General features: G+C 68.8%; 13 protein-coding genes. 4 read left to right on the top strand and 9 right to left on the bottom strand.

What is annotated here, in order from left to right; translation table 11 throughout:
- Positions 1-18 precede the first annotated feature (18 nt).
- The 5 genes from EAO79_RS16730 to gmd form a co-directional block, all read right to left on the bottom strand.
- Positions 19-2,538 carry a glycoside hydrolase family 65 protein gene (locus EAO79_RS16730; RefSeq protein ID WP_124769666.1) on the bottom strand — a complete coding sequence of 840 codons (2,520 nt, stop codon included), beginning with the start codon at positions 2,536-2,538 and terminating at the stop codon, positions 19-21.
- Positions 2,535-3,362: an HAD family phosphatase gene (locus EAO79_RS16735; protein WP_079707406.1), complete on the bottom strand. Its 828-nt coding sequence runs from the start codon at positions 3,360-3,362 to the stop codon at positions 2,535-2,537. The genes EAO79_RS16730 and EAO79_RS16735 overlap by 4 nt, the downstream gene beginning before the upstream one ends.
- A gap of 124 nt (positions 3,363-3,486) precedes the next feature.
- On the bottom strand, positions 3,487-4,674 hold the full coding sequence (locus EAO79_RS16740) for a DegT/DnrJ/EryC1/StrS aminotransferase family protein (protein WP_124769667.1): 1,188 nt from the start codon (positions 4,672-4,674) through the stop codon (positions 3,487-3,489).
- Positions 4,671-5,606, bottom strand: a complete 936-nt coding sequence (locus EAO79_RS16745; protein ID WP_079707283.1) for an NAD-dependent epimerase/dehydratase family protein — start codon at positions 5,604-5,606, stop codon at positions 4,671-4,673. Before EAO79_RS16745 ends, EAO79_RS16740 begins: the two co-directional genes overlap by 4 nt.
- 5 nt (positions 5,607-5,611) lie before the next feature.
- A complete protein-coding gene (gmd, locus tag EAO79_RS16750; protein WP_206428248.1) occupies positions 5,612-6,643 on the bottom strand; it encodes a GDP-mannose 4,6-dehydratase in 1,032 nt (343 codons plus the stop codon).
- Between the two features lie 90 nt (positions 6,644-6,733).
- On the opposite strand from gmd, the gene EAO79_RS16755 reads away from it, so the two are divergent.
- The 3 genes from EAO79_RS16755 to EAO79_RS16765 all read left to right on the top strand — a co-directional run bounded on the left by EAO79_RS16755 (position 6,734) and on the right by EAO79_RS16765 (position 8,886).
- Entirely contained in the window at positions 6,734-7,621 is an 888-nt protein-coding gene (locus tag EAO79_RS16755) for a glycosyltransferase family 2 protein (RefSeq protein ID WP_124769668.1), read from the top strand.
- A 126-nt stretch (positions 7,622-7,747) separates the two neighbouring features.
- The gene (locus EAO79_RS16760) at positions 7,748-8,491 is read left to right on the top strand and encodes a glycosyltransferase family 2 protein (protein ID WP_124769669.1); all 744 of its coding nucleotides are present in this window, start codon (positions 7,748-7,750) and stop codon (positions 8,489-8,491) included.
- A complete protein-coding gene (locus EAO79_RS16765) occupies positions 8,488-8,886 on the top strand; it encodes a DUF2304 domain-containing protein (RefSeq protein WP_236555503.1) in 399 nt (132 codons plus the stop codon). Before EAO79_RS16760 ends, EAO79_RS16765 begins: the two co-directional genes overlap by 4 nt.
- On the opposite strand, the gene EAO79_RS16770 is transcribed toward EAO79_RS16765, so the two are convergent.
- From EAO79_RS16770 to EAO79_RS16785, 4 genes are all read right to left on the bottom strand, one after another.
- A complete protein-coding gene (locus EAO79_RS16770) occupies positions 8,819-9,874 on the bottom strand; it encodes an acyltransferase (protein WP_124769670.1) in 1,056 nt (351 codons plus the stop codon). The genes EAO79_RS16765 and EAO79_RS16770 overlap by 68 nt on opposite strands.
- Before the next feature lie 76 nt (positions 9,875-9,950).
- The gene (locus tag EAO79_RS16775) at positions 9,951-11,246 is read right to left on the bottom strand and encodes a hypothetical protein (RefSeq protein WP_124769671.1); all 1,296 of its coding nucleotides are present in this window, start codon (positions 11,244-11,246) and stop codon (positions 9,951-9,953) included.
- Complete coding sequence (locus EAO79_RS16780) at positions 11,230-12,297, bottom strand: NAD(P)-dependent oxidoreductase (RefSeq protein ID WP_079707288.1); 1,068 nt, start codon at positions 12,295-12,297, stop codon at positions 11,230-11,232. Before EAO79_RS16780 ends, EAO79_RS16775 begins: the two co-directional genes overlap by 17 nt.
- A 59-nt stretch (positions 12,298-12,356) precedes the next feature.
- A complete protein-coding gene (locus EAO79_RS16785) occupies positions 12,357-13,556 on the bottom strand; it encodes an acyltransferase (RefSeq protein ID WP_164486968.1) in 1,200 nt (399 codons plus the stop codon).
- A gap of 234 nt (positions 13,557-13,790) precedes the next feature.
- Here EAO79_RS16785 and EAO79_RS16790 point away from each other — a divergent pair, with 234 nt between their 5' ends.
- Positions 13,791-15,359 carry a DUF2142 domain-containing protein gene (locus EAO79_RS16790; protein WP_164486969.1) on the top strand — a complete coding sequence of 523 codons (1,569 nt, stop codon included), beginning with the start codon at positions 13,791-13,793 and terminating at the stop codon, positions 15,357-15,359.
- Positions 15,360-15,363: the final 4 nt, after the last annotated feature.

Here is a 15,363-nt window from a genome sequence, read left to right on the forward strand (position 1 = left end):
GTGGACGACGGGAGTCGCCTACTCCGACTGCGGCTGGATGATCGGGATCGACTCGGTGTCCGCCGGCCCGAGCGCGATGGTCGGCATCGACACGGTGATGAGCGAGCCGTCGGCACGGCGGCTGCCCTCGATGTCGCTCGCGCTCGGCTCGCCGACGAGGTGCGGACCCTGGTTGTCGAGCGGAACGGTGACCGTCGTGCCGGCTTCGACGAGGACGTTGCCGCCGCCGACGACGAACGAGGCGGAATCGCCCTCCTCGACGGTGAACCGCATCTCGGTGCGCCGGACGGAGATGCGCACCCGCGTGCCCTTGACGGTGAGCCGGAAGGTGATGCCCTGCCAGTCGACCGGCAGTCGCGGCGAGAAGGAGATCACGCCGCCGTGGTCGCGCATCCCGGCGAAGCCGAGCACGAGCGCGCTCCACACCCCACCGGTGGAGGCGACGTGCACACCGTCCGGGGTGTTGCGGTGCAGGTTGGCGAGGTCGACGAACAGCGCCGACCAGAAGTACTTGAGCGCGAGCCGCTGGTACCCGACCTCGGCGGCGATGATCGACTGCACGACCGCCGACAGGGTCGAGTCGCCCGTCGTCAGCGGGTCGTAGTAGTCGAAGTCGGCGAGCTTCTCCTCGTCGGTGAAGTGGTCGCCCTGCAGGAGCAGCGCGAGCACGACGTCCGCCTGCTTGAGCACCTGGAACCGGTAGATGACGAGCGGGTGGAAGTGCAGGAGCAGCGGGAGGTGCTCGGGAGGGGTGTGGTCGAGGTCCCACAGCTCCTTCTCGAGGAACTGGGCGTCCTGCGGGTGGATGCCGAGCCGCTTGTCGAAGGGGATGTGCATGTGCTCGGCGGCGCGCTGCCACTCGCGGACCTCGGCGTCGTCGAGCGACAGCCGCGTGACCAGGCGTTCGAAGGAGGCCGGATCGTCCTCGCGGAGGCGCTCCACGGCCTCGACGGCCGACAGCAGGTTGGCCCGCGCCATGACGTTCGTGTAGAGGTTGTCGTTCACGACGGTCGTGTACTCGTCGGGCCCCGTGACCCCGTAGATGTGGAACGAGTCCTTGCCGTTCGCGCGCCAGAAACCCAGGTCGGCCCACATGCGCGCCGTCTCGACGAAGATGTCGACGGCTCCGCGGGCGAGGAAGTCCTCATCCCCCGTCGCCGCGACGTACTGCCGCAGCGCATAGGAGATGTCGGCGTCGATGTGGTACTGCGCCGTGCCGGCCGCGTAGTACGCGGACGACTCGAGCCCGTTGATCGTGCGCCACGGGAACAGGGCGCCGTGCTGGTTGAGCTCGGTCGCGCGTGAGCGGGCGGCGTCGAGCATGTTCTGACGGAACCGGAGGGCGTTCCGCGCGACGAGCGGCGCCGTGTAGCTGAGGAACGGGAGGACGTAGACCTCGGTGTCCCAGAAGTAGTGGCCGCCGTACCCGGAGCCGGACACGCCCTTCGCCGCGACACCGCCACCGTCCGTGCGTGCGGACGCCTGCGCCAGCTGGAAGAGGTTCCAGCGCGTCGCCTGCTGGATTGCCGGCTGTCCGTGGACCTCGACGTCGGAGCGCGCCCAGAAGTCCTCGAGCCACAGCTCCTGGTTGCGGATCGCCGATTCGATGCCGTTCTCCGCGGAACGGTCGAGTGTGCGGGCACAACGGTCGGCGAGTTCTTTCGGAGGGACGGCGTTGGAGGTGTGGTAGCTGATGATCTTGGTGAGCTTCGTGGGCACGCCCGCGCGGCCGCGGATCGTGTACACGTGCTTCGCCAGGTCGGCCTCGATGTGCGTCGAGACCTCGTACTCGTTCTCGGTCTCGATCATGTGGTCGGCGCCGGCCACGATCGTCATCCCGGAGTTCGTCGTCTGGTACCCGAGCATGGCGCGCGGACCGTCGATGAGCTTGAACCGCGGCTGCAGCACCCGCTCGGTGAGGGACTCCGCCTTGCGCGGGTCGCCCATCCCCGGCTCGGGTGCGTTCGTGAGGTAGTCGTCCTGACGGTCCTGCCGGTTGATGATCTGACTGGAGAGCACGAGCGACGCGTCCGCATCGAGCAACGTGACCTCGTAGTCGAGGACCGCGAGATGGCGGTCGGTGAAGGACACCATGCGACGGGAGCGGATGTGGACCCGCTTGCCCGAGGGCGTCCGCCATTCGAGTTCACGGCTGAGGACACCGGTTTTGAAGTCGAGGCGACGCTCGAAGCTCAGGAGGTCGGCGTCGTTGAGGATCAACGGCTCGTCGTCGACGTAGAGGCGCACGACCTTCGTGTCGGGCGCGTTGACGATCGTCTGACCGACGCGGGCGAAGCCGAACGCCTCCTCGGCGTGACGGATCGGCCAGGTCTCGTGGAACCCGTTGATGAACGTGCCGTGGACGTGGCCGTCGCGGCCCTCCTCGACGTTGCCGCGGAAGCCGAGGTAGCCGTTGCCGAGCGCGAACAGGGTCTCGGTCGTGCCCTCGTCGTCCGCGTCGACATGGGTCTCGACGAGTGCCCAGTCGTCGAGCGGGAACCGGTGACGGTCGAGCGGGTCGCTGGTGATGTGGTTCATGCCTGGTCCTCGGAGGAGTCGTGGGGTGCCGTGAAGGTCTGGGAGTCGGCCGGATCGTCCGGCCCCGCTGTTCGCGAAGCCGACCGCAGTGGGTCGACGAGCTCGTCGAGGTCGTCGACCACGACGTCGGCTCCCGCATCGATGAGCGCCTGGTGCCCGATGCCGCGATCGACGCCGAGCACGAGTCCGAAGTCGCCACGTCGACCGGCCTCGACCCCGGAGTGCGCGTCCTCGACGACGACGCATTCAGACGGCGCGTAACCGAGCAGACGACCGGCCTCGACGTAGGTGTCCGGCGCGGGCTTGCCGGCGATCCCCTCGCGCGCGGCGACGACGCCGTCCATCACGACCGGGAACCGCTCACGGAGTCCTGCCGCTCGGAGGACGACCTCGGCGTTCTTGGAACTCGACACCACGGCGACCTCGAGCCCTGCCTGCTCGACCGTGTCGAGGAAGGTCAACGATCCCGGGTAGGCGGCGATGCCGTCCGCTTCCAGGACGGCCGTGAACACCGAGTTCTTCCGGTTGCCGAGACCGCACACGGTCTCCAGCTCAGGCGCGTCGGTCGGCGAACCCTCGGGGAGCGTGATGCCGCGTGACGCGAGCATCGCGCGCACCCCGTCGTACCGCGGTTTGCCGTCGATGTACTGGAAGTAGTCGGCGTCGGTGTACGGCTCGGTGATCCCATGGGCGAGGAGCTCGTCGGTGAAGAGCTTCGCCCAGGCGTGCATGTGGATCTCGGCGGTCGGGGTGATGACGCCGTCGAGGTCGAACAGCACCGCCCGGCAGCCGAGGAGCCGCGAGGCCGCCTCGCCGAGGGTCAGGACGTCGTTCGATGGCGCGTTGATCGGCTGGGTCACGGTGCACGGTCCTCGTCGGTTTGGGGGAAGAGGTGGACAGTGGAACGGAAGCTGCTGCGGACCGGTGGGGCGGCCGCGCAGACCCAGCCTAGGAGAGTTTGGCCACCACGTCGTACACGCGGTCGATACCGGCGTGGACCGGGAAGTGGTGGTTGCCGACGAACAGCCCGTCCTCGTGGATCTTGTCGGCGGCGGGGAGTTCGGCCGGGACCTTCGCGTCGAGGTACTTCATGACCGGGTTCTTCGTGAAGTTGCCCGCCACGATGGGCCGTGACTCGATCCCCTCGGCAGCGAACGCCTGCACGACCTCCTTGCGTCGGCCGGCGAGCGCGCCCTCGAGCACGAGGGAGAAGCCGAACCAGCTGCTCTCGCCCTGCTCGCGCTGGATGCGCACGGAATCGAGGTCGGCGAAGCGCTCCGTCCAGTACACGGCGTTCTCCCGACGACCCGCGATGAGCGACGGGACCTTCTGGATCTGCTCGATGCCGATCGCGCCGGACATCTCGAGCGGACGGACGTTGTAACCGGGAAGGACGAAGCGGAAGAGGTCGTCCCACTCGTCGCCCGACTTGTCGTGGACGGCGTTCTTCTCGGGGAGCCCACGGGTCCAGCCGTGGGCCCGCAGCGAGATGAGCATCTGCGCCGTGGCCTCGTCGTCCGTCAGGATCATCCCGCCCTCCATCGTCGAGATGTGGTGGGAGAAGAAGGCGCTGAACGTGCCCATCGCTCCGACCGTTCCGGCGAACCGACCGTCGTCCTTCGCGCCGAGCGACTCGCAGTTGTCCTCCAGCAGGAGGAGACCGTGACGTTCGGCGAGTGCCGTGAGCGCCGCGAAGTCGTTCGGGTTGCCGAGGAGGTTGACCGCGAAGATCGCCTTGGTGCGCGGGGTGATGGCGGCCTCGGCGAGCGATAGATCCAGGTTGAGGGTGTCGACGTCGATGTCGACGAAGCTCGGGATGAGGCCGTACTGCTGGAGCGGGTAGTAGGTGGTGGCCCACGACACGGCGGGCACCAAGACCTCGTCGCCCGCCTGCAGGTCGACCCGCTCGTCGAGGACCGCAGCGGCGATCGCGAGGAGGTTCGCGCTCGACCCGGAGTTGACCATGACGCCGAATCCGGCGCCGAACGCACTGGCGAAATCGCGCTCGAACTGCGCGACGAGCGGACCCATGGTGAAGCGGCCGCTGTCGACGACGCGCTGGATGGCGGCGTACTCCGCAGCATCCCAGGAGGAGGTGGCGAGGGGGAAACCGGAGTCGAAAGTGTCGTCGGTCATGCTGTCTGTGGCTCCTGAGCTGCGAGGTAGGCGTGGTAGCTCGCGGCGACGCCGGCCGCGAGCGGGGTGGTGGGGTTCCAGCCGAGCGCACGGGCGGCGGCCGAATCGAGCAGGCGCTGGTGCACGCCGGACGGCTTGGTGGCGTCGTACCGGAAGTGACCGGTGAAGCCGGCGGCGCGACCGGCTGCTTCGTAGTACTCGGTGATGCTGTGGTCGACACCCGGCCCGAGGTTGAGCGTGACGGGCCAGGCGTCGAGCGAGCCGAGCTGCGTGACGAGCCACGCCGCGAGGTCGGGCGTGTAGGTGAATTCGCGTCGGGCGGTGCCGTCGCCCCAGACCTCGACCTCGTCGGAGCCGCTCGTCACGGCGGCGTGCACCTTGCCGAGGGCGGCGGCGATGAGGTGCGCCTGACCGTGGGTGTAGTCGTCGCCCGGGCCGTAGAGGTTCGACGGCACGGCTGCGCGATAGGCGAACCCGTATTGCCGACTCGCGTACTCGCAGAGCTTCGTCCCGGCGATCTTCGCGAGCGCATATCCCTCGTTCGCGCCCTCCAGCGTGCCGCTGAGGAGCGCGCCCTCGCCAATCGGCTGTGGGAGCCCCTCGGGGTAGATCGCCGCGCTCGACACGTAGAGCAGCTCGGGGACGCCGGCGTCGATCGCGCCTCGGATGACCGAGGTGTCGATCAGGAGGTTGTCGAGCAGGAAGTCGGTGGGACGCTGCAGCTTCGCCTGGATGCCGGCGACCTTCGCGGCGGCGTGCACGATCGCGTCCGGCGACGTGCGTCCGATGAGGGCGGCGACGGCGGCACGATCGGTGAGGTCGGCGTCTGCGCGCGTCGCCACGATCAGTTCGTCGGCAGCGCGGAGCGTGGGCCAGACCTCGGCGATGCTCGAACCGAGCATGCCGGCACCACCGGTGAGGAGGACGCGCACCGCGCCTAGACCTCCGCGGTGTCGATGTAGGGCTTGCCCGACGCCTCGAGCTCGGCGACGTCGGAGTCGACCATGATCTGCGCGAGGCGCGGTGGCAGCACCTTCGGGGTCCAGCCGAGGACCGACTCGGCCTTCGCGTAGTCGCCGATCAGCGCGTCGACCTCGGTGGGACGGAGGTAGCGCTCATCGAACTTGACGTACTTCTCCCAGTCGAGGTCAAGCCGCTCGAAGGAGAACTGCAGGAAGTCCTTCACGGTGTACGCGGTGTTGGTGGCCAGGACGAAGTCGGTCGGTTCGTCGGCCTGCAGCATCCGCCACATGCCCTCGACGTAGTCGGGCGCGTAGCCCCAGTCGCGGACGGCGTCGAGGTTGCCCATGTACAGGAAGTCCTGCTGGCCGGCGGCGATGCGCGCCGCGGCGCGGGTGATCTTGCGGGTCACGAAGGTGCCACCGCGTCGCGGCGACTCGTGGTTGAACAGGATGCCGTTGACCGCGAACATGCCGTAGGCCTCACGGTAGTTCCGGGTGATCCAGTAGGAGTAGACCTTCGCGACGCCGTAGGGCGAGCGCGGGTAGAAGGGGGTCTCCTCGTTCTGCGGCGGCGGCGTCGCCCCGAACATCTCGGAGCTCGACGCCTGGTAGAAGCGGCAGTGGAGACCGACCTGACGGATGGCCTCGAGGAGCCGGACCGTCCCGATGCCGGTCGTGTCGCCCGTGTACTCCGGCTCGTCGAAGCTGACGCGCACGTGGGACTGGGCGGCGAGGTTGTAGACCTCGTCTGGCTGGATCTCGGCGAGCAGCGTCGCTAGGCGCGACCCGTCGGCCAGGTCGGCGAAGTGCAACTGGAGCCTGGGCGAACCGTCGTGGGTCGCCTCGGGGTCGTAGATGTGGTCGATCCGGCCGGTGTTGAAGGTCGACGCGCGACGCACGAACCCGTGCACCTCGTAGCCCTTCGACAGCAGGAGCTCGGCGAGGTAGCTGCCGTCCTGACCGGTGATGCCGGTGATGACAGCTTTCTTCACGGGGGTGTCAGTCATGAGGTTCCGCTCTGGATCGGTGCGTGTGATCGGGCCGGGAGATCGTCGAAGAATTCCGCACTGCCCGAGAATCGTTGCTAGCTTACCTGAGTGACGCTCGACATCATGATGCCCTTCTACGGCCGCTTCGACCACTTCCAGGCGGCGGTGGAGAGCGTCCTCGCGCAGTCCGATCCCGACTGGCACCTGACCATCGTCGACGACGTCTACCCGGACCTCGCCCCGGGTCGGTGGGCTGTCGGGCTCGGCGATCCGCGCATCACCTACATCCGCAACGAGGTGAACCTCCGCCCCTCGAAGAACTATCGCAAGTGCGTGTCCCTCATGTCCGGGGAGTTCTCCGTCATCATGGGCTGCGACGACGTCATGCTGCCGGACTACGTCCGCCGCGTGCGCGAGCTCATCGCCGCATTACCGCACGCCTCGATCATCCAGCCCGGTGTCTCGGTCATCGACGAGAACGGCACACCCTCCCGTCCGCTCGCGGACCGGATCAAAGCGCTCTACCGGTTCTCCGGAACCGGTGCCCGCGAGTACCGGGGGGAGCAGCTCGCGACGAGCCTGCTCCGCGGCAACTGGACGTACTTCCCCTCGCTCGTCTGGCGGGTCGAGGCGCTCAGGAAGCACGAGTTCCGACTGGACCTCGATGTCGTGCAGGACCTTGCGATGCTGCTCGAGATCACGAAGGACGGCGGGAGTCTGGTCCTCGACGACGAGATCTGCTTCGCGTACCGCCGGCACTCGCAGAGCGTCTCCGCGGTCACCGGTCCGGACGGCTCGAAGTTCCGTCAGGAGCGCACGCTGTTCGGAGAGGCCCGGCGCGATCTCCGGGCGATGGGATGGAACCGGGCCGCGCGCGCCGCCGCGAACCACTGGACCTCCCGCGCCAACGCCCTGAGCGAGCTGCCCGCAGCCCTGCGCGCTCGGAACACCGCAGGACGCCGTGCCCTGCTGGAGCACGTGTTCGCGCGAGTCTGAGCCGGGCCCCGTCCCGCCCACGCACCGCGCCCCCGCCCAGGACGATCGCTTCGCTCCTCGCCCCGGATCCCGCTCCCCGAGCCTGTCGACGGGTCGGCTCCGCCCCCGATTGCTAGGATTCCCCGTATGACGACCTCTCTCGCCGGCACGCTCATCGTCATGCCGGCGCTCAACGAAGAGGCGTCCGTGGCCGCCGTCGTCCGCGAGGTGCACGCCAAACTCCCGGGCGTCGCCGTCCTCGTCGTCAACGACGGCTCGACCGACAACACGACCGTCGAAGCCCGATCGGCCGGCGCGATCGTCGCGGAACTGCCCTACAACCTCGGCGTCGGTGGCGCGATGCGTGCCGGGTTCAAGTACGCCCTCGCCCACGGGTACCGGAACGTGGTGCAGGTCGACTCCGACGGCCAGCACGACCCCTCGGGCGTCGTGCGACTCGTCGAGGAGCTGCAGACCTCCGACCTGGTGCTGGGCGCCCGTTTCGCCGGAGAGGGCGACTACGAGGTGCGTGGTCCGCGGAAGTGGGCGATGGTCGTGCTCTCTGGCGTCCTCAGCAGGGTCGCGCGGACGAGACTCACCGACACGACGAGCGGCTTCCGCGCCACGGGCCCCCGCGCCGTGCGACTGTTCGCCGAGCACTACCCCGCGGAGTACCTCGGCGACACCATCGAGTCGTTGGTCATCGCCGCCCGCTCGGGTTGTGTCATCCGTCAGGTCCCCGTCGCCATGCGCCCTCGCGCGGGCGGCACGCCCTCCCACAATCCCCTCAAGGCCGCCAAGTACCTCGCACGAGCCGGTCTCGCGCTCGTGTTCGCGCTCATCCGACCGCCCGTTGCCCTGCACAACGGAGACGAGGTGGTGACCGCATGATCCCCATCGGCACCTACATCCTCGGCATCGTCGGCGCTGTCCTGACCCTCGGGATCGTCGTGGAGATGCTGCGGAAACGGCGACTGCGCGAACGGCACGCCGTCTGGTGGCTCATCGCCGGCCTGCTCGCACTCGTGATCGGCGTGTTCCCGCAGGTCCTCGTCTGGGCCGCCGGCGTCATCGGCGTCGAGATCCCGACGAACCTCGTGTTCTTCGTGAGCATCTTCATCCTGTTCCTCGTGAGCATCCAGCACAGCTCGGAGCTCACCACCCTCGAGAACCGGAGCCGGACGCTGGCAGAGGAGAGCGCTCTGCAGGATCTTCGGATCAGGGCGCTCGAACAGCGGCTGGCCGAGGTGCCTCGAGACGGTTCGTCCCCGGACGACGCGAGCTGACCCGCATCCTCGCGAGCGGCTGGTCGACGAACCACCACAGCAGATAGCCGTAGGCGACCGACAGGACGAGCGTCGTCAGGATGCTCGGGACCCAGTCGAGTTGCGGGTTCAGATGGATGACGAGTTGCTGGACCGGGAAACCGATCAGGAACATCCCGAAACTCGGGTCTCCGAAGCGACCGGCCGATCGCAGGACCGGGATCGGCTGCGATCCGACGGTCACGAGGACGTACGGGACCACGAGGTGCGCGACGAACCAGGTCAGCTCCGGCTCGAGCACCATCACGATGGCCAACACGGACGCGGCGATGATCGCCGCGTCGAGTCGGAGCGGGACACGCCACTCGCGCAGCGCCGCGCCGGCGCAGAAGAATGCGGCGACCCGGAGGATGTCGTCGACGAAGTTGCCCCAGACGATGTCACGCGTCGGGATCGCGTCGACGAGCGGAGCGACGACGCTCCAGACGAGCAGCCCCGTCCAGACCGAGGCCCGCACCCGCCGCCACGGGATCCATCCGATGACCGGCACCAGCAGGTACATCGCGAACAGCGGTCCGAGCGACCAGAGGGCACCGTTCACGGCGTTCGCGTAGGGGTTGTCCGAGAACACACCCGGCAGCGTGTAGTCCGGCAGAAGCACGAGGTTCTTCGTGAGGTGGTTGAGCGTCTGCGGATCCGACAGGTAAGCGCGCACGCCGAGTGGCGTGGCGATCGCGCCGATGATGACCACCGTCACGAGGAGGCTGACGAAGAGCCCGGGGAAGACGCGCAGGACCCGGGCCGACACGTATCGCACGAGCTGCGGCCGGCGTTCCCACGCGCCGGGGAGCAGGAACCCGGAGACCACGAAGAAGACCCAGAGCCCGAGTGCGGGGATGTCCGGCGCACCGAACGGCGAGATCTCGTCGTCCAGGATGATGAGCGAGTGCCGCACGAGGACCGCGACCGCCGCGATGAGGCGGAGTGCGGTGAACGAATTGGGACTCACGCTCTGCCTCCTGACGGTGACGGGCCGTGCTGCGGCCTGTCGATGCGCCCGCCCACGCTATCCGCGCCGCGCGGGATCAGGAAATCGGGTCGTCCGGCGCCGGCGGGCCGAGATGCACCGACGCCGGCCGCCGCAGAGCGACGATGTGCACGATCAGACCGGCCACCGGGCCGACGATCATCGCGAGGATCGTGCGCTCGTGCAAGCCCAGCGGCAGGAGCAACGCGATGATCGTGGAGACGGCGGCGACGATCCAGCCACCGGCGAACGGCCCGTGCTGCGCGCGCGACAGGGTGGCCGCGCCCGTGACGCACAGAACACCGACGAGGCCCGCGGTCGCCACGAGGAGGGCGATGGTGCCCCCGGACAGCACGTCCGCACGCCCGAACAGGATCGAGAGGGCCCACGGACCGAGCCACCAGGCGAGCAAGGACAGGAGGCCCGCACCGGCGAGCACGATGATCGCGAACCGGACGACCCGGCCGAGCATGGCGTCGGCGTCGGTACGGAAGACCACGACGAGATAGCTCTGCAGTGCGAGCACGACGATGACGATCGGTGCCCTGGTGAGGGTGATGGCGTAACTGAGGGAACCGAACGCGTCCGAGGAGACGATGTCGCCGGTCGCCTGGATCATCAGCGGCAGGCCACTGACCATGACCCCGGTCGCGGCGGCGGCGGTGACGGTCCGCAGGACGTTCCAGCTGAGTTCCCGCGGTCCGACGTCGATCCCGAACCGCCCGACGACACCGCGCCGGATGAACGGCCAGAGGATGAGCGGGGTGATGGCGAAGGGAAGCGTCACGCCCCAGGCGAGGACCGCGATATCGGTGGTGAGCGAGAGCATGACGGCCACGATGGCGAACCGGACGAGCCCGTCGACGATCGTGAGGGCCGCAGCGGACGCCCAGAGCGAGAGGCCGTAGAGCACGCCCGCGGTCGCAGCGACCACGACGTAGGCGGCGAGGCCGATGACGAGCGGAAGCACCAGCGACCAGCCGTTCGCGGGGAAGACCGCGCCGACCCAGATCCAGGCGGTGCCGGCGATGAGCACGGCGATGATGAGCGCCGCGACCACCGCGAAGTTGCGGACGACCGGCGCACGGGATGCGCCCCGTGCTCCCTCACCGAGGACGTGGGTGGCACGCGCGACCTCCTGCTGGACGCCGGACAGCGCGCTGATGAGCAGGTAGAGCGCCGACCAGAAGACCGCGAACGGCGCGTAGGCCGCCGTCCCGAGGGCTGCGCCCGTGATGATCTGGAGGAGGTAGCCCGCGCCTCCCCCGATGGCGGTCGCCGCGAGGATCAGGACGGCACCGTTCGGCCCGCGGCGCACGGCCTCGGGCGGAACGGCGCTATCGCTGGGCGGCAATCCACTCCTGCAGCGCCGCGACCCCCCGCGTGACGTCCCAGGCCGGGGCCCAGTCGAGTCCGGCGAGCGTGTCGTCGATGCTGCACTCCGCGTGCCGGACGTCGCCGTCGCGGTACATCCCGTTGATCACCGGCGCGGGCGCGCCGTGATAGGCCGCGATGGCCTGTGCCAGCTCGAGGATGGTCGTCCCGACGCCCGAACCGATGTCGAAGCGGGACACGTCGGCGGACGGTCCGGCGGTGATGACCGCGCGGAAGGACTCCGCGATGTCGTCGATGAAGACGAAGTCACGGACGATCCGACCGTCCTCGTACACCTGGATCGTGCCGCCGTCCATCGCGAGCTGGGAGAAGAGGGAGACGATGCCGGTGTAGGAGTTGATGAGCGACTGGCCGGGACCGTACACGTTCTGCAGCCGGAGGACGGTGAGCTTCGCGTCGTGGGCGGCGGTCCAAGCGGACAGGATGTGCTCCTGGGCGAGCTTCGTCGCTCCGTAGACGCTCGTCGGGGCCGGCATGGTGACCGCGGCCCGGCTGGGCAGGGGTGAGGCCTCCGGGAAGTCCCACTCGCCACGTTCGAACTGGGCGTGCGAACGTTGCCCGGGCTCGAACACGGACCCGTCGGTGCGCCGCCACTGGCCCTCGCCGTAGACCGCGCGGCTCGACGACAGGACGAAGTGTCCCGGGACCTGCCCCGCCCGACCGAGCGCGTCGAGCATCTCCGTCGTTCCGACGACGTTCGCCTGAGCGTGGCTCGTGGCGGCGTGGAGGGACTGCGCCGTGCCGGTCTCGGCGGCCAGGTGGACGATGACGTCCGGCTCGACGTCAGCCAGCAGGGCGTCCCAGGCGGCGGCGTCGGTCACGTCACCGACGACCAGCTCGGCTGCCTCGTGGAGGTCGGCGGGCCGTTCTGCGCTCGGATGGACCTGCGGGTGCAGTTTGTCGATGACGACCCACCGCTCGGCTGTGGCAGCCAGCTTGTGGGACAGCGCGCAGCCGATGAAGCCGGCGCCTCCCGTCACCAGAACGGTTCCGAGCGTTGTTGCAGTCACGAATGGGTGTCCTTAGCTGTAGGCGGGCCGACATTCGATGGTACTCGACGCGGTCACCGTCACACGGGATCCGCGGTCCGACGCGTCGCGAGCCACTCGAGTCCCCGCCCGGGACCGCGATCCTTCAACGCCATCGCCCGCTTCTCGACCCCGTGCCAGCTCAACCACGCGCACGCCGCGGTGACGAGGATGGTCAGCCCGACCCACGGCCAGTAACCCAGGGCGTTCCACCCGAGGAAGGCGGTGAACTGCTGGACGAGGAACCCGTAGACGTACATGCCGTAGGAGTAGTCGTTCTTGGCGCCGATCCACTGGACGCGCTTCGGGAGGCGGGCCGCCAGCCAGAGGATGAAGTAGGCGAAAGCCGGGTATCCGAGGAGCACCCATCCTCCGGTCACGAGCGTGACCGCCGCCACGACACCGCACGCGACGCCGATCCAGTCGTTCAGCGGGATCCGCTTCGAGTACATCGCGAGCGACGAACCGATGAGGAAGGCGAGACCCAGCTTGATGGGGTTCGCGTCGACCAGTTGCGGGATGAACACCGTCACGATCTGCGGTGCGACGCTGTAGGCGATGTCGGCCAGCCAGAACCCTGCGGCGAGCGCCGGCACGACCCAGCGGGCATGGCGGAGCACGCCGACCACGAGGAGGGCGGCGATCAGCATGTAACACCCCCACTCGAGCGTGAGCGTCCAGAGCGAGCCGTTGAAGACGCTGTACTGGACGACCTCGCCGTACGGCGTCGTGTTCTGGAAGATGTCCCAGACTCCCCACTGCCGCATCGTGAGGTCCGCGTTGGAGAAGACGTAGGCGACCGGGCTGACCCCGATGTAGTCGCGCAGACCGCGGCCGGAGAGGTGCCAGGCGATCGGTCCGACGATGACGGCACCGACGAGGAGCACGGTCCAGAAGGCCGGGAAGATCCGCAGGGCGCGCCGCCAGACGAACTGGAGGATGTCCGCGGACGCACCGCTCTTCGCGATGAGGTAGCCGCTGATCGTGAAGAAGCCGACCACGGCGAACCCACCGATCGTCTCCTGGCCGTTCGTCCACCCCTTCGACGGATCCTCCCCCCAGCCCCCGGTGGGGAACGCGTGCGAGAAGATGACCATGGACGCGAGGATGAGCCGCAGGACGCCGAGCGAGTTGCGGTGGCCGCCCAGTCCTTCGCTGAGCGACATGCCACCGCCCGGGAGGCGGAGACGCTTGCCCGGACGACGCGGCTGGTCGTACGGGACGTTCGTCGTCGACGTCATGCGTTCCATTCCTGAGTGCGGGGCCGGCCCCTGGACGGACGCTGATGGGCGGTCCGAGGTGGAGTCAGGATACCCCGTCGTCAGCCGTCGCCCGTGACGGCTTCCGCATAAACTGTCTGCAGTCTCCGCGGTCGGCGCACGATCGCCCGTCATCACGTCGAATGGAACATCATCTCGCTCGCAGGCCCGCTCGAACCGTCCGGTGGCGCACGCCCGGTCAGGAACCGTTGGCGCGTGTTCGTGATCGCGTTCGTCTGCTTCTTCGCAGCCAACCTCCTCTGGTCGCTCGCCTCCCCGCTGCGCTCCTCGCCTGACGAGCCGGCCCACTTCATCCGCGCCGCCGCGGTCGTCCGTGGCGACCTCACCGGGCAGCCGAAGGCGGGCGAGACCTGGCTCTCGGAGTCGCTCGTGCCGAAGTACATCGCCGACACCCAGGGGCGCACCTGCTACGCCTACCAGCCGGACGTCAGCGCGAGCTGCGACGGACCCGTCGACCCCGACGACACACCGACCCCGGCCGTCACCACGGCGAACTCCAACCACCCGCTCTTCTACGCCATCACCGGGCTGCCCACGCTGGTCCTCGACGGCAACGCCGCCCTGTACGGGATGCGCGGGATGAGCGCCCTGCTCAACGCGGCGATGCTCGCCATCGCGACGATGTCGCTCTGGCAGTTCCCACGGGCGAGGTTCGCCCTGATGGGGCTGGTGGCGGGCTTCACACCGATGGTCGCGTTCCTGTCGGGAACGCTCAACCCCAACGGTGTCGAGGTCACCGCCGCGGTGGCGCTGATCTCGGTCCTGCTCCTCACCCTCAGGCGCGCCTCGTCGACGCGACTGCTCTGGGAGCGCGGAGCGATGGTCGTCCTCGCGACACTGCTCCTGTCCAGCACCCGCAGCATCTCACTGCTCTGGGTGCTCGTCATCGTCGTCGCCGCGCTCCTCGCCGCCGACTGGCGATCCGCGAAGGACCTGTTCAGACGACCGGCCGCGATCGTCACCGTCGTGGTCTCGGGGCTCGTCGCGGTCGGAGCGATGGCCTGGTTCCTGACCCCGCTCACCACCTACGGTGACGGAGGGCAGACGTATCCGGAGGTGGGCACCGGGTACTGGACCGGATTCCTCCAGATGCTCGTGAGCACCTTCGACTACGCCCAGGGGTGGATCGGGCTCTTCGGCTGGATCGACACGGCACTCCCGCTCTCCGCGATGGCCATCTGGACGGTCGCGGCGGGATCGCTCGTGGCGGCCGCCTTCATCGTGGGCCGAGGTCGCGCTCTGCTCGCCCCGCTCCTGCTGGTGCTCGTCCTGGTCTTCGTCCCGGCATTCGTCCAGGCGGCCCTGGTCACCGAGATGGGCTACATCTGGCAGGGACGGTACACGCTCGCGATGTTCGCGGTCCTCCTCGTCCTGTGCGGCGTCGTCATCGATGGGAGCGACGTCGTCCTCGGGGTGAGGACGACCCGTCGACTCGTGACGATCGCACTCGGCGCCCTGGTGATCGCGCACCTCATCGCCTTCGTGAACACCCTGCGGCGGTACACCGTCGGTTCGCAGTATTCCTTCGCCGACATGCTCCAGCACGTCACCTGGCAGCCTCCCGCCGGCTGGCTGCCACTCTCCGTGGCATATCTCGTCGTGCTGACGACCGGGGCCGTCCTCCTGCGCCGACGCCTCCTCAACGACCACGACGCGCCGGTCGGCTCCGTCGCCCAGACACCGGGGCGGCGCTCTGAGGATCCGCTCGGACCCGCCGCTAAGCTGATCGGCGACGGAACCGCGAACCGTCGCGCATCGACCTGATCGG

Origin of the sequence: Plantibacter sp. PA-3-X8, assembly GCF_003856975.1 — a bacterium.
Taxonomy (GTDB): domain Bacteria; phylum Actinomycetota; class Actinomycetes; order Actinomycetales; family Microbacteriaceae; genus Plantibacter; species Plantibacter auratus.

Bases quoted from the DNA above. Each gene is read 5' to 3' on its own strand.
- EAO79_RS16765 (WP_236555503.1), top strand. From the start codon at position 8,488: ATGATCCCCATCGGCACCTACATCCTCGGCATCGTCGGCGCTGTCCTG.
- EAO79_RS16785 (WP_164486968.1), bottom strand. From the start codon at position 13,556: ATGACGTCGACGACGAACGTCCCGTACGACCAGCCGCGTCGTCCGGGC.
- EAO79_RS16730 (WP_124769666.1), bottom strand. From the start codon at position 2,538: ATGAACCACATCACCAGCGACCCGCTCGACCGTCACCGGTTCCCGCTC.
- EAO79_RS16760 (WP_124769669.1), top strand. From the start codon at position 7,748: ATGACGACCTCTCTCGCCGGCACGCTCATCGTCATGCCGGCGCTCAAC.
- gmd (WP_206428248.1), bottom strand. From the start codon at position 6,643: ATGACTGACACCCCCGTGAAGAAAGCTGTCATCACCGGCATCACCGGT.
- EAO79_RS16740 (WP_124769667.1), bottom strand. From the start codon at position 4,674: ATGACCGACGACACTTTCGACTCCGGTTTCCCCCTCGCCACCTCCTCC.